The 17,780-nt window shown below is 70.8% G+C and carries 17 protein-coding genes; 4 read left to right on the forward strand and 13 right to left on the reverse strand.

Annotated features, from left to right (window positions below; translation table 11 throughout):
* Nucleotides 1-5 precede the first annotated feature (5 nt).
* From A3CE_RS0132500 to A3CE_RS0132510, 3 genes are read left to right on the forward strand one after another with little or no spacing between them, the layout of a single operon-like run.
* Nucleotides 6-1,517: a chymotrypsin family serine protease gene (locus tag A3CE_RS0132500; RefSeq protein WP_020644282.1), complete on the forward strand. Its 1,512-nt coding sequence runs from the start codon at nt 6-8 to the stop codon at nt 1,515-1,517.
* Complete coding sequence (locus tag A3CE_RS0132505) at nt 1,514-2,434, forward strand: polyprenyl synthetase family protein (RefSeq protein ID WP_020644283.1); 921 nt, start codon at nt 1,514-1,516, stop codon at nt 2,432-2,434. Before A3CE_RS0132500 ends, A3CE_RS0132505 begins: the two co-directional genes overlap by 4 nt.
* Complete coding sequence (locus A3CE_RS0132510) at nt 2,431-4,308, forward strand: NAD(P)/FAD-dependent oxidoreductase (protein ID WP_020644284.1); 1,878 nt, start codon at nt 2,431-2,433, stop codon at nt 4,306-4,308. Before A3CE_RS0132505 ends, A3CE_RS0132510 begins: the two co-directional genes overlap by 4 nt.
* Here the strand turns inward: A3CE_RS0132510 and A3CE_RS0132515 are convergent.
* The 3 genes from A3CE_RS0132515 to A3CE_RS0132525 all read right to left on the reverse strand — a co-directional run bounded on the left by A3CE_RS0132515 (nt 4,283) and on the right by A3CE_RS0132525 (nt 7,054).
* On the reverse strand, nt 4,283-4,873 hold the full coding sequence (locus A3CE_RS0132515) for a DUF6801 domain-containing protein (RefSeq protein ID WP_020644285.1): 591 nt from the start codon (nt 4,871-4,873) through the stop codon (nt 4,283-4,285). The two genes, A3CE_RS0132510 and A3CE_RS0132515, sit on opposite strands and share 26 nt — an antisense overlap.
* 23 nt (nt 4,874-4,896) lie before the next feature.
* Nucleotides 4,897-6,330, reverse strand: a complete 1,434-nt coding sequence (locus A3CE_RS0132520) for a DUF6801 domain-containing protein (protein WP_245589623.1) — start codon at nt 6,328-6,330, stop codon at nt 4,897-4,899.
* Between the two features lie 85 nt (nt 6,331-6,415).
* Nucleotides 6,416-7,054: a DUF6801 domain-containing protein gene (locus A3CE_RS0132525; RefSeq protein WP_020644287.1), complete on the reverse strand. Its 639-nt coding sequence runs from the start codon at nt 7,052-7,054 to the stop codon at nt 6,416-6,418.
* 422 nt (nt 7,055-7,476) lie between these two features.
* Here A3CE_RS0132525 and A3CE_RS0132530 point away from each other — a divergent pair, with 422 nt between their 5' ends.
* Complete coding sequence (locus A3CE_RS0132530; RefSeq protein ID WP_020644288.1) at nt 7,477-8,370, forward strand: RCC1 domain-containing protein; 894 nt, start codon at nt 7,477-7,479, stop codon at nt 8,368-8,370.
* Between the two features lie 39 nt (nt 8,371-8,409).
* Here the strand turns inward: A3CE_RS0132530 and A3CE_RS0132535 are convergent, their stop codons facing one another.
* From A3CE_RS0132535 to A3CE_RS0132580, 10 genes are all read right to left on the reverse strand, one after another.
* Nucleotides 8,410-9,057, reverse strand: coding sequence for a hypothetical protein (locus A3CE_RS0132535; RefSeq protein ID WP_020644289.1), 648 nt, complete (start codon nt 9,055-9,057; stop codon nt 8,410-8,412).
* A gap of 79 nt (nt 9,058-9,136) precedes the next feature.
* Nucleotides 9,137-9,859 carry a hypothetical protein gene (locus tag A3CE_RS0132540; RefSeq protein ID WP_020644290.1) on the reverse strand — a complete coding sequence of 241 codons (723 nt, stop codon included), beginning with the start codon at nt 9,857-9,859 and terminating at the stop codon, nt 9,137-9,139.
* A complete protein-coding gene (locus tag A3CE_RS0132545; protein WP_020644291.1) occupies nt 9,856-10,365 on the reverse strand; it encodes a hypothetical protein in 510 nt (169 codons plus the stop codon). The genes A3CE_RS0132540 and A3CE_RS0132545 overlap by 4 nt, the downstream gene beginning before the upstream one ends.
* Nucleotides 10,353-11,561: an MlaD family protein gene (locus tag A3CE_RS0132550; RefSeq protein WP_020644292.1), complete on the reverse strand. Its 1,209-nt coding sequence runs from the start codon at nt 11,559-11,561 to the stop codon at nt 10,353-10,355. The genes A3CE_RS0132545 and A3CE_RS0132550 overlap by 13 nt, the downstream gene beginning before the upstream one ends.
* Nucleotides 11,561-12,634 (reverse strand): MCE family protein, encoded by a 1,074-nt coding sequence (locus A3CE_RS0132555; protein WP_020644293.1) that lies wholly within the window; start codon nt 12,632-12,634, stop codon nt 11,561-11,563. Before A3CE_RS0132555 ends, A3CE_RS0132550 begins: the two co-directional genes overlap by 1 nt.
* Nucleotides 12,634-13,668 carry an MCE family protein gene (locus tag A3CE_RS0132560; RefSeq protein WP_020644294.1) on the reverse strand — a complete coding sequence of 345 codons (1,035 nt, stop codon included), beginning with the start codon at nt 13,666-13,668 and terminating at the stop codon, nt 12,634-12,636. Before A3CE_RS0132560 ends, A3CE_RS0132555 begins: the two co-directional genes overlap by 1 nt.
* Nucleotides 13,665-14,657: an MCE family protein gene (locus A3CE_RS0132565; RefSeq protein WP_020644295.1), complete on the reverse strand. Its 993-nt coding sequence runs from the start codon at nt 14,655-14,657 to the stop codon at nt 13,665-13,667. The genes A3CE_RS0132560 and A3CE_RS0132565 overlap by 4 nt, the downstream gene beginning before the upstream one ends.
* Nucleotides 14,654-15,658, reverse strand: coding sequence for an MCE family protein (locus A3CE_RS0132570; RefSeq protein ID WP_020644296.1), 1,005 nt, complete (start codon nt 15,656-15,658; stop codon nt 14,654-14,656). Before A3CE_RS0132570 ends, A3CE_RS0132565 begins: the two co-directional genes overlap by 4 nt.
* Entirely contained in the window at nt 15,655-16,929 is a 1,275-nt protein-coding gene (locus A3CE_RS0132575) for an MCE family protein (RefSeq protein ID WP_020644297.1), read from the reverse strand. Before A3CE_RS0132575 ends, A3CE_RS0132570 begins: the two co-directional genes overlap by 4 nt.
* Nucleotides 16,926-17,780 (reverse strand): MlaE family ABC transporter permease, encoded by an 855-nt coding sequence (locus A3CE_RS0132580; protein ID WP_020644298.1) that lies wholly within the window; start codon nt 17,778-17,780, stop codon nt 16,926-16,928. The genes A3CE_RS0132575 and A3CE_RS0132580 overlap by 4 nt, the downstream gene beginning before the upstream one ends.

Genomic DNA, 17,780 nt, shown 5'->3' on the forward strand with positions numbered 1-17,780 from the left:
TGCACATGGACACGAGAACGGCGGCCGCGCTCGACGAAGCGAAGGCCCGGCTGGCCGACGGGTACCTCGCCGACCCGAACGTCGTGGGCGTCGCCAAAGGATTCCGCACTCGCGGGGGTGAGCTCACCGGGGAACCGGTCGTGATCGCCCTCGTTCGCAAGAAACGCCGTGCCGCCTTGGTGTCCCGGAGTCGGCTGTTGCCGTCGACGGTCGGCGGGCACGGCGTGGACGTCGTCGAGACGGGGGAGTTCCGGTTCTCCGGCGCCACCGCCAGGGCAGCCGCGCCGGCGCCGATCGCGGAACGGCTCCGGCCCCCGCTGCAGGGCGGCAGCGTCGGCTCGCTCGCGGACGGCACCCTGGGCACCCTCGGCTGCCTGGTCCGCGACCGCACCGATGGTTCGATCTGCGTTCTTTCGGCCAACCACGTCCTGGCGAACTTCGCCGCACTCGAGAAGTACAGCGCCGCCGCGCCGGGCGCCGCGATCGTGCAGCCCGCGCCGCTCGACGGCGGCGCGGACGCCGGCAACACCGTCGCCCGGTTCAAGCGGGCCATCCCGCTCGTCAGGGGGGTGCCGAACAGCGCCGACGCCGCGATCGCCCAGCTGGAGCCCGGCATCGGCGTCAGCTCGACGGTGGCGCGCAACCTGATGGCGCCGATTTCCCCGACCCACCCGGCGGTCGGGCTCGCCTTCCTCGCCAGCGCGCACGGCGGCACCTTCATGGCCAAGATCGACACCGTGCTGGCGCAGCTGGACGTCGAACTGCTCACCCCGGGTTCGACCGCGGCCGCGGTCGAGGGCCGCCGGATCGAGAAAGTCGGCCGCAGTTCGGGCTACACGTCGAGCGTCGTGCTGGACACGACCGCGACCGTGTTCGTCGACGGCTACCAGTTCACCGATCTGATCTACGCGCAGCGGTTTTCGCTCGTCGGCGACTCCGGGGCAGTCGTGTGCGAAGGCGGCAACGGCAGGACCTACACGCCGATGCCGGCGATCGCGTGCCGGATGCTCGGCGCGGCCGGGGCGTTGTACGACCTGCCGCTGGCGAACGACAACGGCTATGTCGACCAGGCCAGGGACGAGTTCTTCGGGCAGAGCCTCGTCGGCAACCTCGTCGTCCGGCTCGTGTACCAGAACCTCGACGTCGCCGTGAACCGGCTCACCGTGGCGACCGTCAGCCCGGAGGAGAAGGCCGAGGCGCGGCGATATTACGACAAGTACCGCGGCCTCGTCATCGGCCTGCTCGGCGACCCTGGCTCGACCGTCCAGCTCACGCAGGAGAACGTGGACGACATCCGCGCGGTCTTCGCGGGGCTGTCGCCCGAACTGGTCACCGTGGCCGAAAAGCAGGCGATGTGGGTGATCTTCGACGACGTGATCGCGCCCTCGGCCGGCTTCACGCGCACTCAGCTGCTGGACTCCATGAACGATTTGGCGGTGTACCAGCGAGTGGTGGCGGCGCTGCGGCAGATCCCGGGGCTCGAGGTCGACGAGACCTTCGGGTTCTCTTCCCGGTGACCACGGCCGCGGATCCGGTCCGATACCACCTCGCCCGGCTCGTCGGCGGGCTTTCCGCACCGCTGCGCGACGCCGTCGGCGGGCTTGTCGACCGGCCCGGCAAGCTCCTGCGGTCGCGGCTGCTCACCGCCTGCGCCGGGTTCGGCCGGGGCGACGCCGGGCGGGTGGCGCGGCTCGGTGCGGTCGTCGAACTGGTGCACCTGGCTTCGCTGGTGCACGACGACGTGATCGACCGGGCGACGGTCCGGCGCGGCGGGCCCGCGGTACACCGGGCCGCGGGGCCGGAACTGGCCGTGCTCGCCGGCCTGGCCTGCCTCTCGGCCGCCGGGACCGAGGCGGCCGACCTCGGCGAGGGCGTCGCCACGGCGGTGAACCGGACGGTGGCCGAACTGGCCCACGGCGAGCTGCTCGACGTCGAACGCGGCTTCGACACGGCGTTGTCCTTGCCGGACTACGTGGACCTCGTGCGGCGCAAGACCGGTGTGCTGTTCCGGCTGTGCTGCCTGCTCGGCGCCGTGGAGTCCGGAGTGGACAGCGCGGTCGTCGCGGCGCTCGCCGAGTTCGGCGCGGAATGGGGAATCGCCTTCCAGGTGCTCGACGACTGCCTCGACCTCGAAGCCGCGGGCGACGACAAGCCGGCCGGCACCGACCACCTGCTCGGCCTGTTCGGCGCGCCGACGCTGGCCGCCCTGCGCGCGGACACCACGGGAGAACTGGGCCGGTTCCTGCTCGCGCCGTCGTTCTCGGGCAGCGACCTGCCGCGGGTGCGGGAGCTGGTCACCGCCCACGGCGGGCTGCGCGCCGCGCGCACCCTCGCCGGTGTCCACTTCGGACACGCCACGACCGCGCTGAGCCGCACACCGGACGGTCACGCGCGCCGCGCGCTGGCCGGGATGCTCGAAGCGAGCCGCTCTTGAGCCACGCCGTCGTCGTCGGTGCCGGACCGGCCGGTGCGGTGACCGCCGCGGTGCTGGCGCGCGGCGGGATGCCCGTCGTGCTGGCCGGGCGTGAAGACCCCGGGCCGGGATACGACGTCCTGCTCAGCAGCCCGGCGCGGGACATCCTGCGCTCGATCGGGGTGGCCGTCGACGACTGGCCGGTCCACCCGGTGACGATCGCCTTCGACGCCGGCACCTCGCACGCCGTTCCCGAAGCCGGGTACGCCGTCGTGGACAGTTCGGTCCTCCGGGAAACCCTGCGAGAACACGCCGTCCGGTGCGGCGCCGACTACCGGCCGACGGTGCCGGACGCCTCGCACGTCGTGCTGGCCGGCGGCGCGGGACACACCGCCGGTACCGGGGTGAGCTGTGCGCGGAGGTTCACCGGACCCGTTGCCGGAGACCGGGTCGTGCTCAGGTTGCTCGCTCCGCCCGCGGACGACCCGCGAGGGCGTCCCCGCTGTGCCTGGCTCGCCCCGGTGCCGGGCGGGTGCACGATCGGCGCGTCGGCACTGGACGCCGTGCCGGCCGGTGAGCTGATGGCCGAGGCGGTCGAGGCCCTGGCCGAACTCGACCCCCGCGTGCGGGACTGCGTCCCGGACGGCCCGATGGCGTCCGGGCCGCTGTCGTGCGGGTTCAGTCCCGGTTCGGTGGCCGGCCCCGGCGGGCTGCGGGTGGGCGACGCCGCGGGCCTGGCCAACCCGTTCACCGGCGAGGGGCTGAGCGGGGCCGTCCAATCGGGACGGCTGGCCGCGCGGGCCATCCTGGGCGCGCGGGACGACCCGGCGGCCGCTCGCCGGGAATACGAGCGGTCGCTGGCGGCCGCGTTCGTCGGCTACTTCGAGACGGCGCGGCACACGGCCCGCCGGTACCACCTCACCTGGCGCGTGCTCGCGGCCGGCGCGGGCAGTGAGCACTCCTTCTACGCGAAGGGACGCCGGGCCGTGGTGCTGCCCGAAGGCGTGTCCGCACTCGCCGGAGCCGAACCCCTGGAGCTGCCGGCCGCCACCCGGGCCCGGGTACTGCCCTTCCTCGCGGCCTGCGACGAAGTGTGCCTGTCGGTCGTCCGGGGTGACTGGCCGTTCCTGGCCCGGATGTTCACCGTCGACCGGGCGGAAAGACTGCTGCTGCGGCCCGCGATCGGGTTCTTCGCGGCCCTCGTGGCCGGTCGCGACGGCCCGGCGCGCGGGGCCGCGTCCGTCGCCGCGGCCATCGAGCTCGCGACGCTCGGCACGCTGGCTTTCGTCGGTCCCGCCGCCACCCCGCGGGAGGTGCGCGGTGTCGACTGGGAGTCCGCGACGACCGTGCTCGCCGGTGACTACCTGCTGGGCCAGGCGTCGCGGCTGATCGCGGCGGCGGCGCCAGGACTCGCCTGGTCCTTTTCGGACTGGCTGGGCGAGCTGACCTCGCTGCGGGCCGCCGTCGTGACGACCGGGGCAGGCGCGGAAGCGGTCTTCGCCTCGCTGTTCGAGTTCCCGCTGCGCATCGGCGCGGCCCTCGGCGGCGCGGACGCCGAGGCGTTCCGGGCCTGCGGCGCGACCTTGGGCAGGCTGTTCCTCCGCATCGAAGACGTCCTGGCCCTGCGGGGCGACCGGACCCGGCTCGACACCACGCTGCCCGATCTGCTCGACGGCCGGGTCTCGGCGTTGCCCGAGCTGCTCGCGGTGCCGGGCCTGACGGCCGGGGCACTTCCGCCGCACGCCCTCGGGACTGCCGTGGCGGCCGCGCGGAAGGCATCCGCCGATTTCGAGCAGGACGGCGACCGGCTCCCGGACCCGTTCGCCCGCGGCCTGCTGGCTGCCGTCGGAGCTTGGGTCGCTGCTCCGGTCAGGTCACCGGCAGGGCCGGTGTGAACGCGGTGTTCTGCGCAGGGCTGGTCACCTTGAGGTTGCAGTTCATGATCCACGACGTCCAGGTGTTGTTGGAAGCCTTGTGGAACTGCAGCGCCAGGGAGAATGGCGTGCCCATCTTGAACACGATCGTGCCGGGGGCGCCTGCCACGAACGACTGGGAGCCGGCGTAGAACTCGATCGTCCCGGTGAGCGGGGGCCAGATCTGCTCCCAGACGAAGCCGCTGTCGCTCGAGTTCGGGGAGGCGTTCGACGCGGTCACCGGGATCATCCCGCTGCCGCGGACGCCGTCGTAGCCGACGGCCCGCATCAGGCTGCGCGTGCCATTGCCGAGGAAGATCGTCCCGGAGATAGTGGTGATCGAGAAGCTTTCGCCGGCCGGGACGGAGCCCGGGCCGGTGAACTCTTCCACCGCGGTCACCTGCTGGGGCGGAACACCCGGGAACGAACAGAGGTAGAGCACACCGGGAAGCGAGCTGAACGTCGTGTCCGCCCGGGCCGGTCCGGCGGTTCCGGCGAGGACGAGGATCGTCACGGCGGCCGTCGTCAGGAAACGGCGGATGTTCATGTGCCCTCCAGGTGCGCCTCGTTCTACCTCGGCTTTGTCGCCGCCTTCTGCGCTGCCGCGGCCGCGGCGGAAGGCCCCGAACCCGGCGGGTTGGTGAGGGGCGGACAGTCGGCGGGGTCGGGTGTCTCGCAGCCCAGGAGGTTGTAGAGGTAGATGTCGGCCTGGTTGCCCGGGCCCGAGCTCATTCCCTCGAGCAGCGGGTTCAGGTCCTGTCCGCCGGTGCTGCAGCCCGAGAAGCCCGGCAACGTGAAGCCACCTGCCTCCCTGGTGTCGACGTGGCCTCTGCCGCCCGGCTCGAACGGGTCGTACGGCCCGCTCACCTTGAGCTGCACCGGGTCCTTCGTCACGCAGTCGGGACCGAGGTCGAGCGGGACGCCGTTGATCTCCGCGTGGCTCATCCGGGCCTTGACTTGCACCGTCGCGCGCATGGAAGCGAGCTGGGTGACCTCGTCGGTGTACAGGGCGCCGGTCACCGCGATCATCCTGGAGTTCTGGTAGTCGACCGGAAGGAACTCGACCGTCGCGCTCACCGGTACGAACCCGAAGCCGAGGAACGACACGGTGACCGGGCTGAACGCGGTCGCGCCGGTGATCCACGCGTCGGCGGTGTCGACGTTCACGTTGATGAACCCGTTGACGATGAAGGACGGGGTGGAGACGACGGTGGCGCCCAGCTTCTTGACCGTCGAGTTCGAGATCACGCTGACCAGGCCGAGCGGCTGGGTGTACACGTTGGGGGGCGGCTCTTCGTCCATGGTCTTCATGCCGCCGAGGGCGGCCGGCTGCTTCTGCTCGGTGCCCGGTGTCACCTTCGGCAGCACCATGATCTTGCCCAGCGTGGCCTGCTGGCCCTCGTCGAGCGTGCACGCGACCTTCGGCGGCGCCGTGGTGGCCGGGGGCGCGTCGGAAGCCGGGACGGCTTCGAGCGTGAGGGTCGGCGCGGTGACGTCGAACGTGACGGCGCCGATGGTGTTGATCGCGATCTCCGGCACGGTGCCGGTCGCGGTCAGGACGACGTCACCGGTCTCCGGCAGCGGGGTCGGGGCCACGACGAGGGAGACCGGGACCTTGTCCGAGCGGTCGTCCTGGTGGACGGCGAGGTCGAGCTGCACCGTTCCGCGCAGCGCACCGGTGGTGGCGCCGGCGGGCAGGAACGAGAGCGCGACTTCGCGGGGGAGGCTCAGCTTGACGGCGTAGGCGCCGATCGTCGCCGACGTGCCGGCCTTCGCCTGCGCGGGCAGCGTCGCCGTCGTCTCGACGGTGAGCGCACGCGGGCCGAGCGGGTCGGCGAACGGGCAGTGCACCGAAACCGACGTGCTCGCCTGGGTGTCCGGCGGGACGGCGGGACCGGGAGCGGCCGAACCGACCCCCGTCAGTGCGCCGTTCGCCGCGGACAGCAGGCCGGCGGCCGCCAGCGCGGTCACCGTGACGGAGCGGGGCCGGACTCGACGTGACATCGGTTTCCCTGTGTGTTCGGTGGTGCGGAAAGACTGAACCCGGCGCGGGCCCCTCTCGCGAGGGGACCCGCACCGGGAACCGGCGTCAGGAGACGGTGATGCTCGGGCTGAACGCGGTGTTCTGCGCCGGGTTGGTGACCTTCAGGTTGCAGTTCATCGCCCACGGCGACCAGGTGTTGGTGGCCTTCTTGTGGAACTCGACGCTCGCCGCCACCGGAGTGCCCATCGACAGCGTGTCGGTGCCCGCCGTCGCCGGCGCGGTGTAGGTCGGCACGGAGGACGTCGCGACCTGCGAGATGTTCACCGTGATCGGGCCACCCGCCGGGTAGATGGTCTCCGGGATGCTGAGCCCGGTGGCCGCCGGCTGCGACAGCGTGCCCGACGCCGCCGTCACCGGCACGCTGGCGACGCCGCGGATGCCGTCGTAGCCGACCGCGGTGAGCAGCGCGTGGACACCGGCGCTGATCGTCGCGGAGCCGCCCACGTTGGCCGGGGTGAGGGTGCCGCCCGCCGCGACGCTGTCCTCGGCGTCCAGGTGCGAGGTGACGAGGACCGGCTGCGGCGTGATGCCCGGGAACGAGCAGGTGTAGGTCAGGGGCGTGGTGCCACCGGCGGTATAGGTGACCGTGGCGGCGGCCGCGGTGCCGGCGGTGAGCACCGCGATGGCGCCGACGGCGGTAGCGGTGGTCGCGATTCCGGCGGACAGCCTGCTGAGTCGGGACATACCCATCTCCTTTGATTCAGTACAGTCTCGGCTTTGGCTGATCGATTGCTCGCCGTCGTTGCTCTCCGATCACGTTCGCCCGCCCCCATTGCCCCGAGCGGCGGGACGTGAATTCACCGACGTGCGAGGTGGAGGTCCATCTGCCGAGAATGAGGCTACTCGCGGGTTCAGTACGGAACAAGACTTTGTGGCATCGTCAGTCCGCCGCATCGGGACGGCTCGGGTTTCTTGTCCCGGCGCGCGCAGGTCCGGCGGAAGCCTTGTCGGATCTTGACAAAGAACCACCGCGCGGCCGAACGGTGCCGGGAACGGTCTACCATTCACGATCTTGCCGAAGCAATCGTGGATAACGAAACTGGAGAAAGGAGGCTACCGTGCCGCTTACTTCACGATGTGAACGGGTATCGCTCAGGGGAGCCGCATTGACGGTCTCGGCGGCGCTGGCCCTGTCACTGTGCGCATCACCCGCGTCCGCGGCCACCATCGGCGGTGTGATCGGGTGGGGGAAGCAGGACTACGCCATTACGGTCCCACCGTCGAACGTGCTGTCCGGGGTCTCCGCCGTGTCGGCGGGCAGCACGACCGTGCTGGCCCTGCAGAGCGGCGTGGTCTTCGCCTGGGGCGCGAACAACTGGAGCGCCAACGTGGTCCCCGCCGACGCGAAGTCCGGGGTCAGTCAGATCTCCTCCGGCTGGGGGCACGAGCTCGCCCTCAAGAACGGCAAGGTCATCGCCTGGGGCAACAACTGGTACGGCCAAACGACTCTGCCGGCCTCGGTGAGCAGTGGCGTCATCGCGATCTCGACGTCCAACATGCACAGCCTGGCCCTGAAGCAGGGCGGGCAGGTGGTGAGCTGGGGGACGCGGACCGACGTGCCCGCGGCCGCGCAGTCCGGGGTGACTGCGATTTCCGCCGGGGGCGACCACAACCTCGTCCTCAAGAACGGCGGGGTGCTGGCCTGGGGCAGCAACGCCTACGGCCAGACGACCGTCCCGGCTGGACTGTCCTCGGGGGTCACGGCGATCTCCGCCGGGTTCAACCACAGCCTGGCGCTCAAGGACGGCCGTGTCTACGCGTGGGGCCAGAACAACAACCAGCAGACAACCGTCCCGGACGCGGCCCTGTCCGACGTCGCCGGCATCGACGCCGGGTTCAACCACAACCTGGCCTTCAAGACCAACGGCGACATCATCGCCTGGGGCGCCAACTTCGTCGGCGAGTCGACGTTGGACGGCGTCTGCGGGCCGGTGCTCGCGGTCTCGGCCGGGGACAACGACAGCTTCGGGCTGAAAGAGGATCCCGGCGCGCTCTGCTGAGCGGACGGGTGGCGGGCAGTGCGCCCGCCACCCGGTGGGTCAGCTCTGCGGGGCGGTCAGATCGAGCGAAATCGTGTTGCCCGGTCCGGAAACCAGGGCGCCGAGCGCGAGGTCGGCGATGAAGCAGTTGTTGAACTCCGGAATCGTGTACGTGGCGCCGATGGTGATGGTCGGCGAGGTGATGTCGATGTTCGGGGCGACCAGGTTCAGCTCGACCGGGGTCTTCGTCCGGCAGGCGCCGGGCAGGGTCGGCAGCGGGATGGTCGGCGGGCTGAGGATGCCGAAGTAGATGTCGGAGATCTCCATGTTCGCCTTGGCATGCGTGGTCAGGGTGCCGTCGGCGATGGTGCCGGTGGCCGGTCCGAGCGGGACGACCTTAACCGTCGCCTTGACCCGGAACAGGCCGGAGACCAGCGAAAAGTCGGCCTGCGACGGCGGCAGCGTCAGGTTCGCGCTGAGGCCGACGGAGCCGGTCTGGTCGTCGATGATCAGGTTGCCCTGGAGCGTGCCGGGGCCGAGCTTCATGCTGCTGCCGGTCTTCTTCACCGTGGTGGTGCCGTTGACGCTGTAGGACACGGGGATTTCGATGACGTCGGCCGAAGCCGGCGTCACGGCGACCCCGCCGAGTACGACGGCCGCCGCCGACGTGAGCACGGCCAGTCTCTTCAGCTGCGTTGCCACGGACATGGGTGTCCTCCTTTTGCGTTTTCTCGGCCGCTTCCGGGTTTTCCCGGAAACGGTGAAGTGTGCGATTCGTGCGGACGGTTCAGCGTGGTTCGAGTGCGGTGACGACCCAGTGGCCGTCGGTGTGCTCCGCGGTCACCGAAAGCTGTGCCGCGGCACTGTCGGTCGCATTGTTGTCGGCTCGGACGGCTGATTGGTCGAGAAAGACGAGTAACCGCGCGTGACCATTCCGGAGTTCTTGCACGGCGATTGCCGAAACGCGGGAAGTGAGGACGAGTTTCTGCTCCGGTGCCTTCTGCCGCACTTCGGCGAAGAGCTTGTCGTAGGAGTCCTTGGCGGTCCCGCGCAGCACCGCCGCGGCGGCCTTTTCGGTGACGTCGGTCCGGTCATAGGAATAGGAGAAGATCTGGTTCATCGCGATGGTGACGGCGGAGGTGACGTCGGCGGTCGCCCCGACGTCGGTGAGCGCGAGGTTGGCGGCGGCGGGGGTCGACGCGGCGGACCGGGCTTCGAGGGTGAACCAGACGCCTGCGCCGGTCAGCAGCACGGCGGCGGCCAGGAGGAGCGCAGGAAGGCTGCGCCAGGCGGGTCGGGGCCGGGTGGGCTGGGCAGCTTCGGCCTCGGTCTCGGTCTCGCCGGGGTCCGGGGTGACTTCGCCGGACTCGGTTTCGGCAGCCTCGCCGCTGGTCTCGGCTTCGGCCGAAGCGGGCCCGGTCAGGCCTTCGGTCCCGGCCTCGTCGCCGTTGGCGGCTGCTTCCACGGGGATGGCGGTGCTCTCTTCCGAAACGATGTCCGCGCGGCTCATCGGGCACCCACCGGCAGCTGGTCCAGCGCGCTGAGCTTCCACCCGTCCGGCGTCCTGCTCAACGCCGCCGCGAAGCGGTTGCGCTTGACCGCCGGGGCCGTTCCCTGCTTCGCCATCGTGATCTCCACCGAGGCCAGCATCTTCGCCGTCCCCGCGTGCTCGTCCAGTTCACTCAGTGCCGCGTCCAGGACGCGGCCCGTCGCCACCGTCGCGTTCGCCGCCAGGGTCTTCTTCGTCGTTTCGTCCGTTCGGGCCAGCTGGTCGTGCAGCGGGCCCGTCGACGCCGACAGCCAGCGGCCCAGGCCGCCGTTCACGTCGTGGTAGTCCAGGCTGCTCAGCTCCGCCACCAGCGTGCGGCCGCTGGTCAGCGCGTCGTCGCGGGCCACCCCGTACGTCACCGAAGAAGCGTTGGCGGCCGCGTACCACGAGTAGCCCGACCAGCCCGCGAACACCGCGGCCGCCGCCGCGAGCGCCACCGCCCCGTGCTTCAGCTTCACCGCAGCCACAGCATCTCCTCGAGGCTCGTCGACGTCGCCTGCTCGCCGATCCCGAGCGGTCCGGTCAGGCCGCCCGGCAGGGCCGGCGCCGGCACCGGCGGGTGAGGCCCGTTCTGCGTGCCGCGCACCGAGCTTTCGTTCCCGTACGGCAGCGTGCAGGCCGCGTCCGTGTTGAACGGCAACGGCGTCAGGTCCGTGCTCGGCCGGTGCGGGGTGCCTTCGTAGCCCTGCAGGCACGGCGGCGGGTCGTTGAAGTTCAGCACCAGCCCCATCCGCAGCCGGTTGTTCTGGTGGTCCAGCGCCGAGTCGACGGCGGCCACCGCGCGCGGCGCGTCGGACAGCAGCTGCTCCTCCGCGGCCGTGCGGGTGGCGAACACCCGGGACGTCGTCAGCAGGTTGGCCAGCAGGATCGGCAGGCCGGGGTCGTTCTCCTTCAGCAGGCTGCTCAGCTCCGTCGCCGCGGGCGGCGCGGAGGTGATCAGCCGGCGCAGGTCGCCGTCCGACTTCGCCAGCTGCTGGGCGAAGACGCGAGCGTTGCTGCTGAACGAGCGCCACTCCGCCGAGGAGTCGACCTGGGTGCGCAGCACCGTCGCGCCGTCGCCGATCAGCTTCGACGTCTGCGGCAGGTGGCTGCTCGCCTCCTGCGTGAACGTCGTCGCCGTGTCCATCAGCGTCTGCAGGTCCGGGCCCGCGCCGCGCAACGCGTCGTCGAGCTCGTTCACCACCGTGCGCAGGTCCTGGGTCGGCACGGACGCGGTGAACGAGTCGAGGTCGGTCAGCAGGCTGTTCACCGGCAGCGGCAGCGTGGTCGACTCGCGCTGGATGACCGAGCCACCGGCCAGGTAGGGCGCGTCGGCCGTGCGCGGCTGCAGGTCGACGTACTGCTCGCCGACCGCGGACCGGTTCGCCACCACCGCCCGGGAGTTCGCCGGGATCGGCGGGGCGCCGTCGTTGATCAGCAGGTCCGCCTCCATGCCGGTGACGGTGAGCCGCAGCTCGCCGACCCGGCCGACGGCCACGCCCCGGTAGGTCACCTCGCCGTTGGTGAACAGGCCGCCGCCTTCGGCTAGCTCCAGCTTCACCGTGTAGCTGCCGGAGCCCAGCAGCCGGCCCAGCCCGGCGTAGCTCGCGCCGACGAACGCCGTCGTGGCCAGCGCGATCACGACGAACAGGACGACCTGGATCCGTACTCTGTTCGTCAGCATCAGCTGCCTCCGGAGGCGCGGGCGGCGCTGCTCGGCAGCGGAAGGGGCGGCAGCCCCGGCGGAACACCTTCGCCGGGCTTGGGCAGCGGCACGCCGGGCGCCGGGATCATCGACACGTACGCGTTGATGTAGTCACCCTTCACCGCCGCCAGCACCGAGTCGGGGAACGGGAAGGTCGGCAGCATCTGCAGCGACTTCGGCAGGTCGGCGCCGGCCTTGGCGAGCTGGCCGAGGATCGGGGCCAGCGCGCGCAGGTCGGCGACCATGTCGTCGCGGCTGCGGTCGACGACGTCGGTGGCGACCGTCGAAAGGTTGTCCAGTGCCTGCAGCATGGTGACGAGCTGGGTGCGCTGGTCGGACAGCGCCTGCAGGCCGGGGGTGAGGTCGGTGAGCGCGCCGGAGACCTGCTCGTGGCGGTTGGCGAGGGTCGCCGAGAGCCGGTTCAGGCCGTCGAGCGCTTCGGTGATGTCCGAGCGGTGGGCGTCCAGGTCGGTCATCAGGGTGTCGACGCCGGACAGGAACGAGCGGATCTGCGCCTCGTTGCCGTCCATCACCTTCGACAGCTCGCGGTTGATGGTCTGCAGCTGGCCGATGCCGCCGCCGTTGAGCAGCAGCGAAAGCGCGCCGAAGATCTCTTCGAATTCGGGGTTGCGGTTGGTCCGGGCCAGGGTGATCGTGGAGCCGTTCGCCAGCCGCCCGTTGCCGGCGTTCTGCGCTTGATCGTCCGGCGGGGCCAGCTCGACGAACTTCTCGCCGAGCAGGCTGGACTGCCGCAGCCGCGCGACGGCGTTCGCCGGCAGCACGACGTCGCCGTTGACTTCCAGGACCGTTTCGGCCGTCCAGCCGTCCCCGCCCAGCCGGACCTCCCGCACCCGGCCCACCGGGACGTCGCCGACCTTCACCGCGGCCTGCGGCACGAGGTCGAGCACGTCGGCGAACTGCACGGTCACCGAGTACGGGTGGTCGCCGACGTCGGCGCCGCCGGGCAGGGGCAGGTCGTAGACGCCCTTGAACTCGCCCGAGCAGCCCGCGATCAGGCACCCGACGGCCACGAGGGTCAGCACGCGCTTCATCACTGCCCCCCGTTGGTGTAGACGTCACCGGTGACTGGCAACGGCAGCGACTGCTGAAGGTAGTAGTCGAGGTCACCGCGGCCGAGCAGCCGCCCGGTGGCCGGGTCGACGGACTGGAGCACGTTCGTCACCGCCAGCGGCACGGAGTCGAGCGTGTTCGCCAGCGACTCGCGCTGCTCGACGAGCGTCCGCGTGGTCGTCACCAGGTTGTCCACATTGGCCTTGAGCGCGCCGCGGTTGTCCCGGATGAACGCCTGGACGTCGGCGAGCGCGCGGCCGAGGCCGTCGAGGGCCTGCGCGAGCTCCCCGCTGTTGGCGGCCAACGTGCCCGAGATCTGCGAGAGCTGCTGGTTGACGTTGGAGACCTGCTGGTCGTTGGTGGCCAGCATGGTCGTGAACTGCTGGAGCTGGTCGACGGTGCCGAACAGGTCGCCCGAGTTCCCGGCCAGCGTCCGCGCCAGCTGCGCGAAGTTGCGCACGCTGTCGTTGAACGCGTGGCCGTTGCCCTGCAGGTTCTGCGCCCCGGTCTTCAGCAGGTCGGACAGCGCGCCCTGGGAGTTGGCGCCGTTCGGGCCGAGCGCCTTCGTCAGTGTGTCCAAGCTGGCGTAGAGCTGGTCGAGCTCCACCGGGGTGGCGGTGCGCTGGACCGGGATCAACGCGCCGTCGGGCAGCCGCGGCCCGCCGCGGGCCGGCTTCGCGAACTGGAGGTAGCGGTCGGCGACGACGCTGGGCGCGATCACCAGCAGCGTCGTGTCTTCGGCGATCCCGACCGAGCCGTCGACGGACATGTCGACCTGCACCTGCTCGCCGCGCGGGGTGACCGCGTCGACCTGGCCGATCCGGACGCCGAGCACGCGGACGTCCGAGCCGGGGTAGACGCCGACCGCGCGGGTGAAGAACGCCGTGACGTGGTGCTGGCCGGAGCCGGAGAACACCCACCACAGCGCCGCCGTGGCGACGAGGGCGAGCAGGATCGCGGCGGCGACGAACCGGCTCACCAGAACGCCGGTGCGGGTCGTGGTCAGCGCGCTCACTTGGCGCCTCCCGGGTTCTTCGGCGGGGTGCAGGGGTCGTGGTTCTCGGGCAGCAGCCCGCAGAGGTAGGCGTCGATCCAGTGGCCGTTGCCGGTCGAGTTGGTGAGCACCCGGAAGTACGGCCCGGCCAGCTGCAGGCCCTTGGCCAGGTTGTCGTTCTGCCGTTTCAGCAGGTCGGTGACCTGGTTCAGGGACTCGAGCGCGGGCTTGAGCTGGGCCGAGTTGTCCGCGACCAGGCCGCGGAGCTGGCCGGCCAGCCGGGCGGACCCGGTCAGCAGGTCGTGGATCGCGTCGCGACGGCGGTTCAGTTCGGTCAGCAACAGGTTCCCGTCGTCGATCAGCTTCTCGAAGTCGTCGTTCGAGTTCGCCAGCGTCGTGGTCAGCTTCCGCGCGTTGGCCAGCAGCTCGGCGATCTGGCTGTCCCGGCTGGACACCGTCTTGGACAACTGGCTGAGCCCGTCGAGCGCGGTGCGGACGTGCTCGGGGGAGTTCCGGAAGGTGTCGGACAGCGTGGTGAAGCTGTCCGCGAGCTGTTTCGTGTCGATGGCGCCGACCGTGTCGGCCAGGCCGTTGAAGGCGTCGGTGACGTCGTAGGGCGTGACGGTCCGGGTGCGCGGGATCGGCTGGTCCGGGTTCTGGACGCCGTCACCGGTCGGGTTCAGCGCGAGGAACTTCCGGCCCAGCAACGTCTTGATCTTGATCTCGGCGGACGTGCGGTCGCCGATCCAGGCGTTCTTCACGCGGAAGGTGACCAGGACGTGGTCGTCGGCCAGCGCGACGTCGCGGATCTCGCCGACCTTGATGCCGGCGATCCGGACCTCGTCTTCCGGCTGCAGGCCGGCGCCCTCGGAGAACTCGGCCTCGTACGTGGTGCCGCCGCCGACGATCGGCAGGTTGTCGTAGTTGAGCGTGACGGTCAGCAGCGCGGCCAGCGCGACGCTGCCGATCACGCCCAGGACGACCGGGTTGCGTTCCTTGAAGGACTTCACGACTCACACCTCGGCGTCGGGACGATCACACCGCGGGGCGGTGAGGTTTCCAGCACCGCGCGGCAGAGGAAGAAGTTCATCCACGATCCGTAGGAGGCGGTCCGGCCGATCTCGTTGAACTTGACCGGGAGGTTGGTCAGGAAACTGTCTACATCGGACTGGTTCTGGGCCAGGTTGCCGGCGACGCCCCGCAGCCCGGCGATGCTGTCCTTCAGCGGCGGGCGGGCCTGCTCGAACAGCCCGGCGGTGGACTGCGTGAGGGTGCCGATCCCGCTGATCGCGTCGCCGATCGCGGCGCGGTCGCCGGCCAGGCCGGACACCAGCTGCCGCAGGGTCGACACGAGGTTCGCCAGCGCGTCGCCCTTGCCGTTGACGGTCTTGAGCACCGAGTTGAGGTTCCCGATCACCTCGCCGATCACCTTGTCGCGCCCGGCGAGGGTGGTGGTCAGCGAACCGGTGTGCTGCAGCAGGCTTTCGACGGTGCCGCCCTCGCCCTGCAGCACCTGGACGATTTCGCCGGAGAGCTCGTTGACGTCGTTCGGCGACAGCGCCTGGAACAGCGGCTTGAAGCCGTTGAACAGGTCGGTGAGGTCCAGGGCGGGCGTCGTGCGGTCCATGGGGATTTCCCCGCCTTCGGGCAGCTGGTCCCGGGTGCCGGCGGCGCCGCGTTCGAGGGCGATGTAGCGCTGGCCGACCAGGTTGCGGTACTTGATGACCGCGTGGACGTCGGCGGGCAGCCGCCGTCCGGAGTCGAGGGAGAACCGGACGAGCGCGCGGTTGTGGTCGCTGATCTCCAGCGACTCCACCTGGCCGACGCGGACGCCGGAGATGCGCACGTCGTCGCCGACGTTGAGCGAAGTGGCGTCCAGGAACTTCGCCGAGTACGGCTCACCCGCGCCGACGCTGGAGTTCGTGATGGAAATGGCCAGCAGGACCGTGGCGAGTGCGGTGACGGCGATGAAGATGATGCTCTTGATCAGCGGGCCGGCGACATTCCTCACTTGAGCTTCACCTCCGTGCCGCGGTAGAGCGGGCCGACGAGCACGCTGCTCCAGTCCGGGACCTGGGCCGTCGGCACCCCGATCGACGGGGCGACCAGCGTGGCCAGCAGCTGTTGTTCCTGCGGCGAGTTCGCGACGCCGAGGTCGCCCTGGCCGCCGGTGAGCAGGGGGTGCCCGGCGTTGCCGGGTGCCACCGCGGCGGTGCCCGTGGTGGGGGCGACGCCGGAGGGGTAGCAGCGCGGCTCGCCGCCGCCGGTGAACCGCGGGTCGTCCTTGCCGGGCAGGTACTTGCCGCTGTTGGTGGTCACCGCGACGTCGGCGTGCACGCCCGGTTCGTTCGTGCCCGCCCCGAGGACCTTGTCCATGGCGCCCTTCAAAGCGTTGAGCGCGCCCAGGGTGCAGGCGAAGCTCGGGGAGTACTTGGCCGCGATCTCCAGCGGCGCGCGGCTGTCGGCGGCCAGGGAGATCAGGTTGTTCCGGTTGTTGGCCAGGAAGGTGGTGACCTCCTGGGACGACGACGTCACCTGCTGGTACACCCCGGCCAGGTCCGCCTGCTTCTCCTTGACCGTGCCGAGTGTGACGGCGGAGGCGGTGAGCGCGTCCAGGAGGTCGGGGGCGATGTCGCCGTACAGGCGGGAAACCTTGGCGAGGTCACGCAGGTCCGAGGTCAGCTGCGGGACATTCGGGTTGAAGTCCTTCAGGTAGGCCGCGGCCGTGTCGATCGTCTTCCCGAGCTGCTCGCCGCGTCCCTGAAGGGCCGTCGAAACCGCGGTCAGCGTCGTCGCCAGCTTCTGCGGCTGGACCGCTTTCAGGATCGGCAGCAGATTGTCGAAGACGCGTTCCAGCTCGACCGCGTTCGCCGACCGGTCCTGCTCGATCGTGTCACCGGCCGCGAGATGCGGGCCCCGCGTTCCGTCCGGGATGGACAGCTGGACGTAGCGTTCGCCGAACAGCGTCTTCGGCACGAGCAGCGCGGAGACGTCGCGGGGGAGCATGTCCACCTTGTCCGGCTCGAGCGCAAGCGCTATCTCGGCGCCCTGCGGTGTCGCCCGGACGCCCCGGATCTCCCCGACGAGCACACCTCGGGCCTTGACCTGGCCGCCGGGGGAGAGCTGGTTGCCGATGCGGCTCGCCTTGAGCGTCACCGGGACCGTGCTGACGAAGTCCTTGTCGTACACCTTGATGGACAGCGTCACGAGGACGCCCATCACGACCAGGAACAGCACGCCCGCGGTGCGGACCCCGGCCTTGTGGCGGGTTTCGCGTCTCATCCGGCCACCTGCACGGTCGTCGTCGCGCCCCAGATCGCCAGGGACAGGAAGAAGTCGAGGACACTGATCGCGACGATCGCGGTGCGGACCGCGCGGCCCACCGCGACACCGACGCCGGCCGGGCCGCCGCTTGCGCGGAAGCCGTAGTAGCAGTGCGCCAGGACCACCACGACGCTGAACACCAGGACCTTCCCGAACGACCACAGCACGTCGCCGGGTGGCAGGAACAGCAGGAAGTAGTGGTCGTAGGTGCCCGCGGACTGGCCGAAGAACAACACGGTGACTTCCCGCGAGGCGAGGTAGCTCGACAGCAGCCCGATGGCGTAGAGCGGGATGACGGCGAGGAAGCCGGCGATCACCCGCGTCGTCACCAGGTACGGGACGCTGGGGATGCCCATGACCTCCAGCGCGTCGATCTCCTCGGAGATCCGCATCGCGCCGAGCTGCGCGGTGAAGCCGCAGCCGACGGTGGCGGACAGCGCGAGGCCACTCACCAGCGGCGCGATCTCGCGCGTGTTGAAGTAGGCGGAGACGAACCCGGCGAACGCCGCCGTGCCGACCTGGTTGAGCGCCGAGTAGCCCTGCAGGCCGACGACCGTCCCGGTGGCGACGGTCATCCCGATCATCACGCCGATCGTGCCGCCGATGACGGCGAGCGCGCCGCTGCCGAAGCTGACTTCGGCCAGCAGGCGGACGACCTCGCGCAGGTAGCGGCGCAGGGCCCGCGGCGTCCAGGCGATCGCGCGCAGGAAGAACAGGATCTGGTCGCCGAGGGTGTCGAGGAAGCCGAACCGGCGGTCGACGGCCTCGCGCACGCGGGTGCCGCGGGTGGGCACTTCCGTCGTCGTCAC

This window comes from Amycolatopsis balhimycina FH 1894 (genome assembly GCF_000384295.1).
GTDB classification, from domain to species: domain Bacteria; phylum Actinomycetota; class Actinomycetes; order Mycobacteriales; family Pseudonocardiaceae; genus Amycolatopsis; species Amycolatopsis balhimycina.

Bases quoted from the DNA above. Each gene is read 5' to 3' on its own strand.
- A3CE_RS0132520 (WP_245589623.1), bottom strand. From the start codon at position 6,330: ATGTCACGTCGAGTCCGGCCCCGCTCCGTCACGGTGACCGCGCTGGCG.
- A3CE_RS0132575 (WP_020644297.1), bottom strand. From the start codon at position 16,929: ATGAGACGCGAAACCCGCCACAAGGCCGGGGTCCGCACCGCGGGCGTG.
- A3CE_RS0132535 (WP_020644289.1), bottom strand. From the start codon at position 9,057: ATGTCCGTGGCAACGCAGCTGAAGAGACTGGCCGTGCTCACGTCGGCG.
- A3CE_RS0132555 (WP_020644293.1), bottom strand. From the start codon at position 12,634: ATGAAGCGCGTGCTGACCCTCGTGGCCGTCGGGTGCCTGATCGCGGGC.
- A3CE_RS0132525 (WP_020644287.1), bottom strand. From the start codon at position 7,054: ATGTCCCGACTCAGCAGGCTGTCCGCCGGAATCGCGACCACCGCTACC.
- A3CE_RS0132540 (WP_020644290.1), bottom strand. From the start codon at position 9,859: ATGAGCCGCGCGGACATCGTTTCGGAAGAGAGCACCGCCATCCCCGTG.
- A3CE_RS0132500 (WP_020644282.1), top strand. From the start codon at position 6: ATGGACACGAGAACGGCGGCCGCGCTCGACGAAGCGAAGGCCCGGCTG.
- A3CE_RS0132515 (WP_020644285.1), bottom strand. From the start codon at position 4,873: ATGAACATCCGCCGTTTCCTGACGACGGCCGCCGTGACGATCCTCGTC.
- A3CE_RS0132550 (WP_020644292.1), bottom strand. From the start codon at position 11,561: ATGCTGACGAACAGAGTACGGATCCAGGTCGTCCTGTTCGTCGTGATC.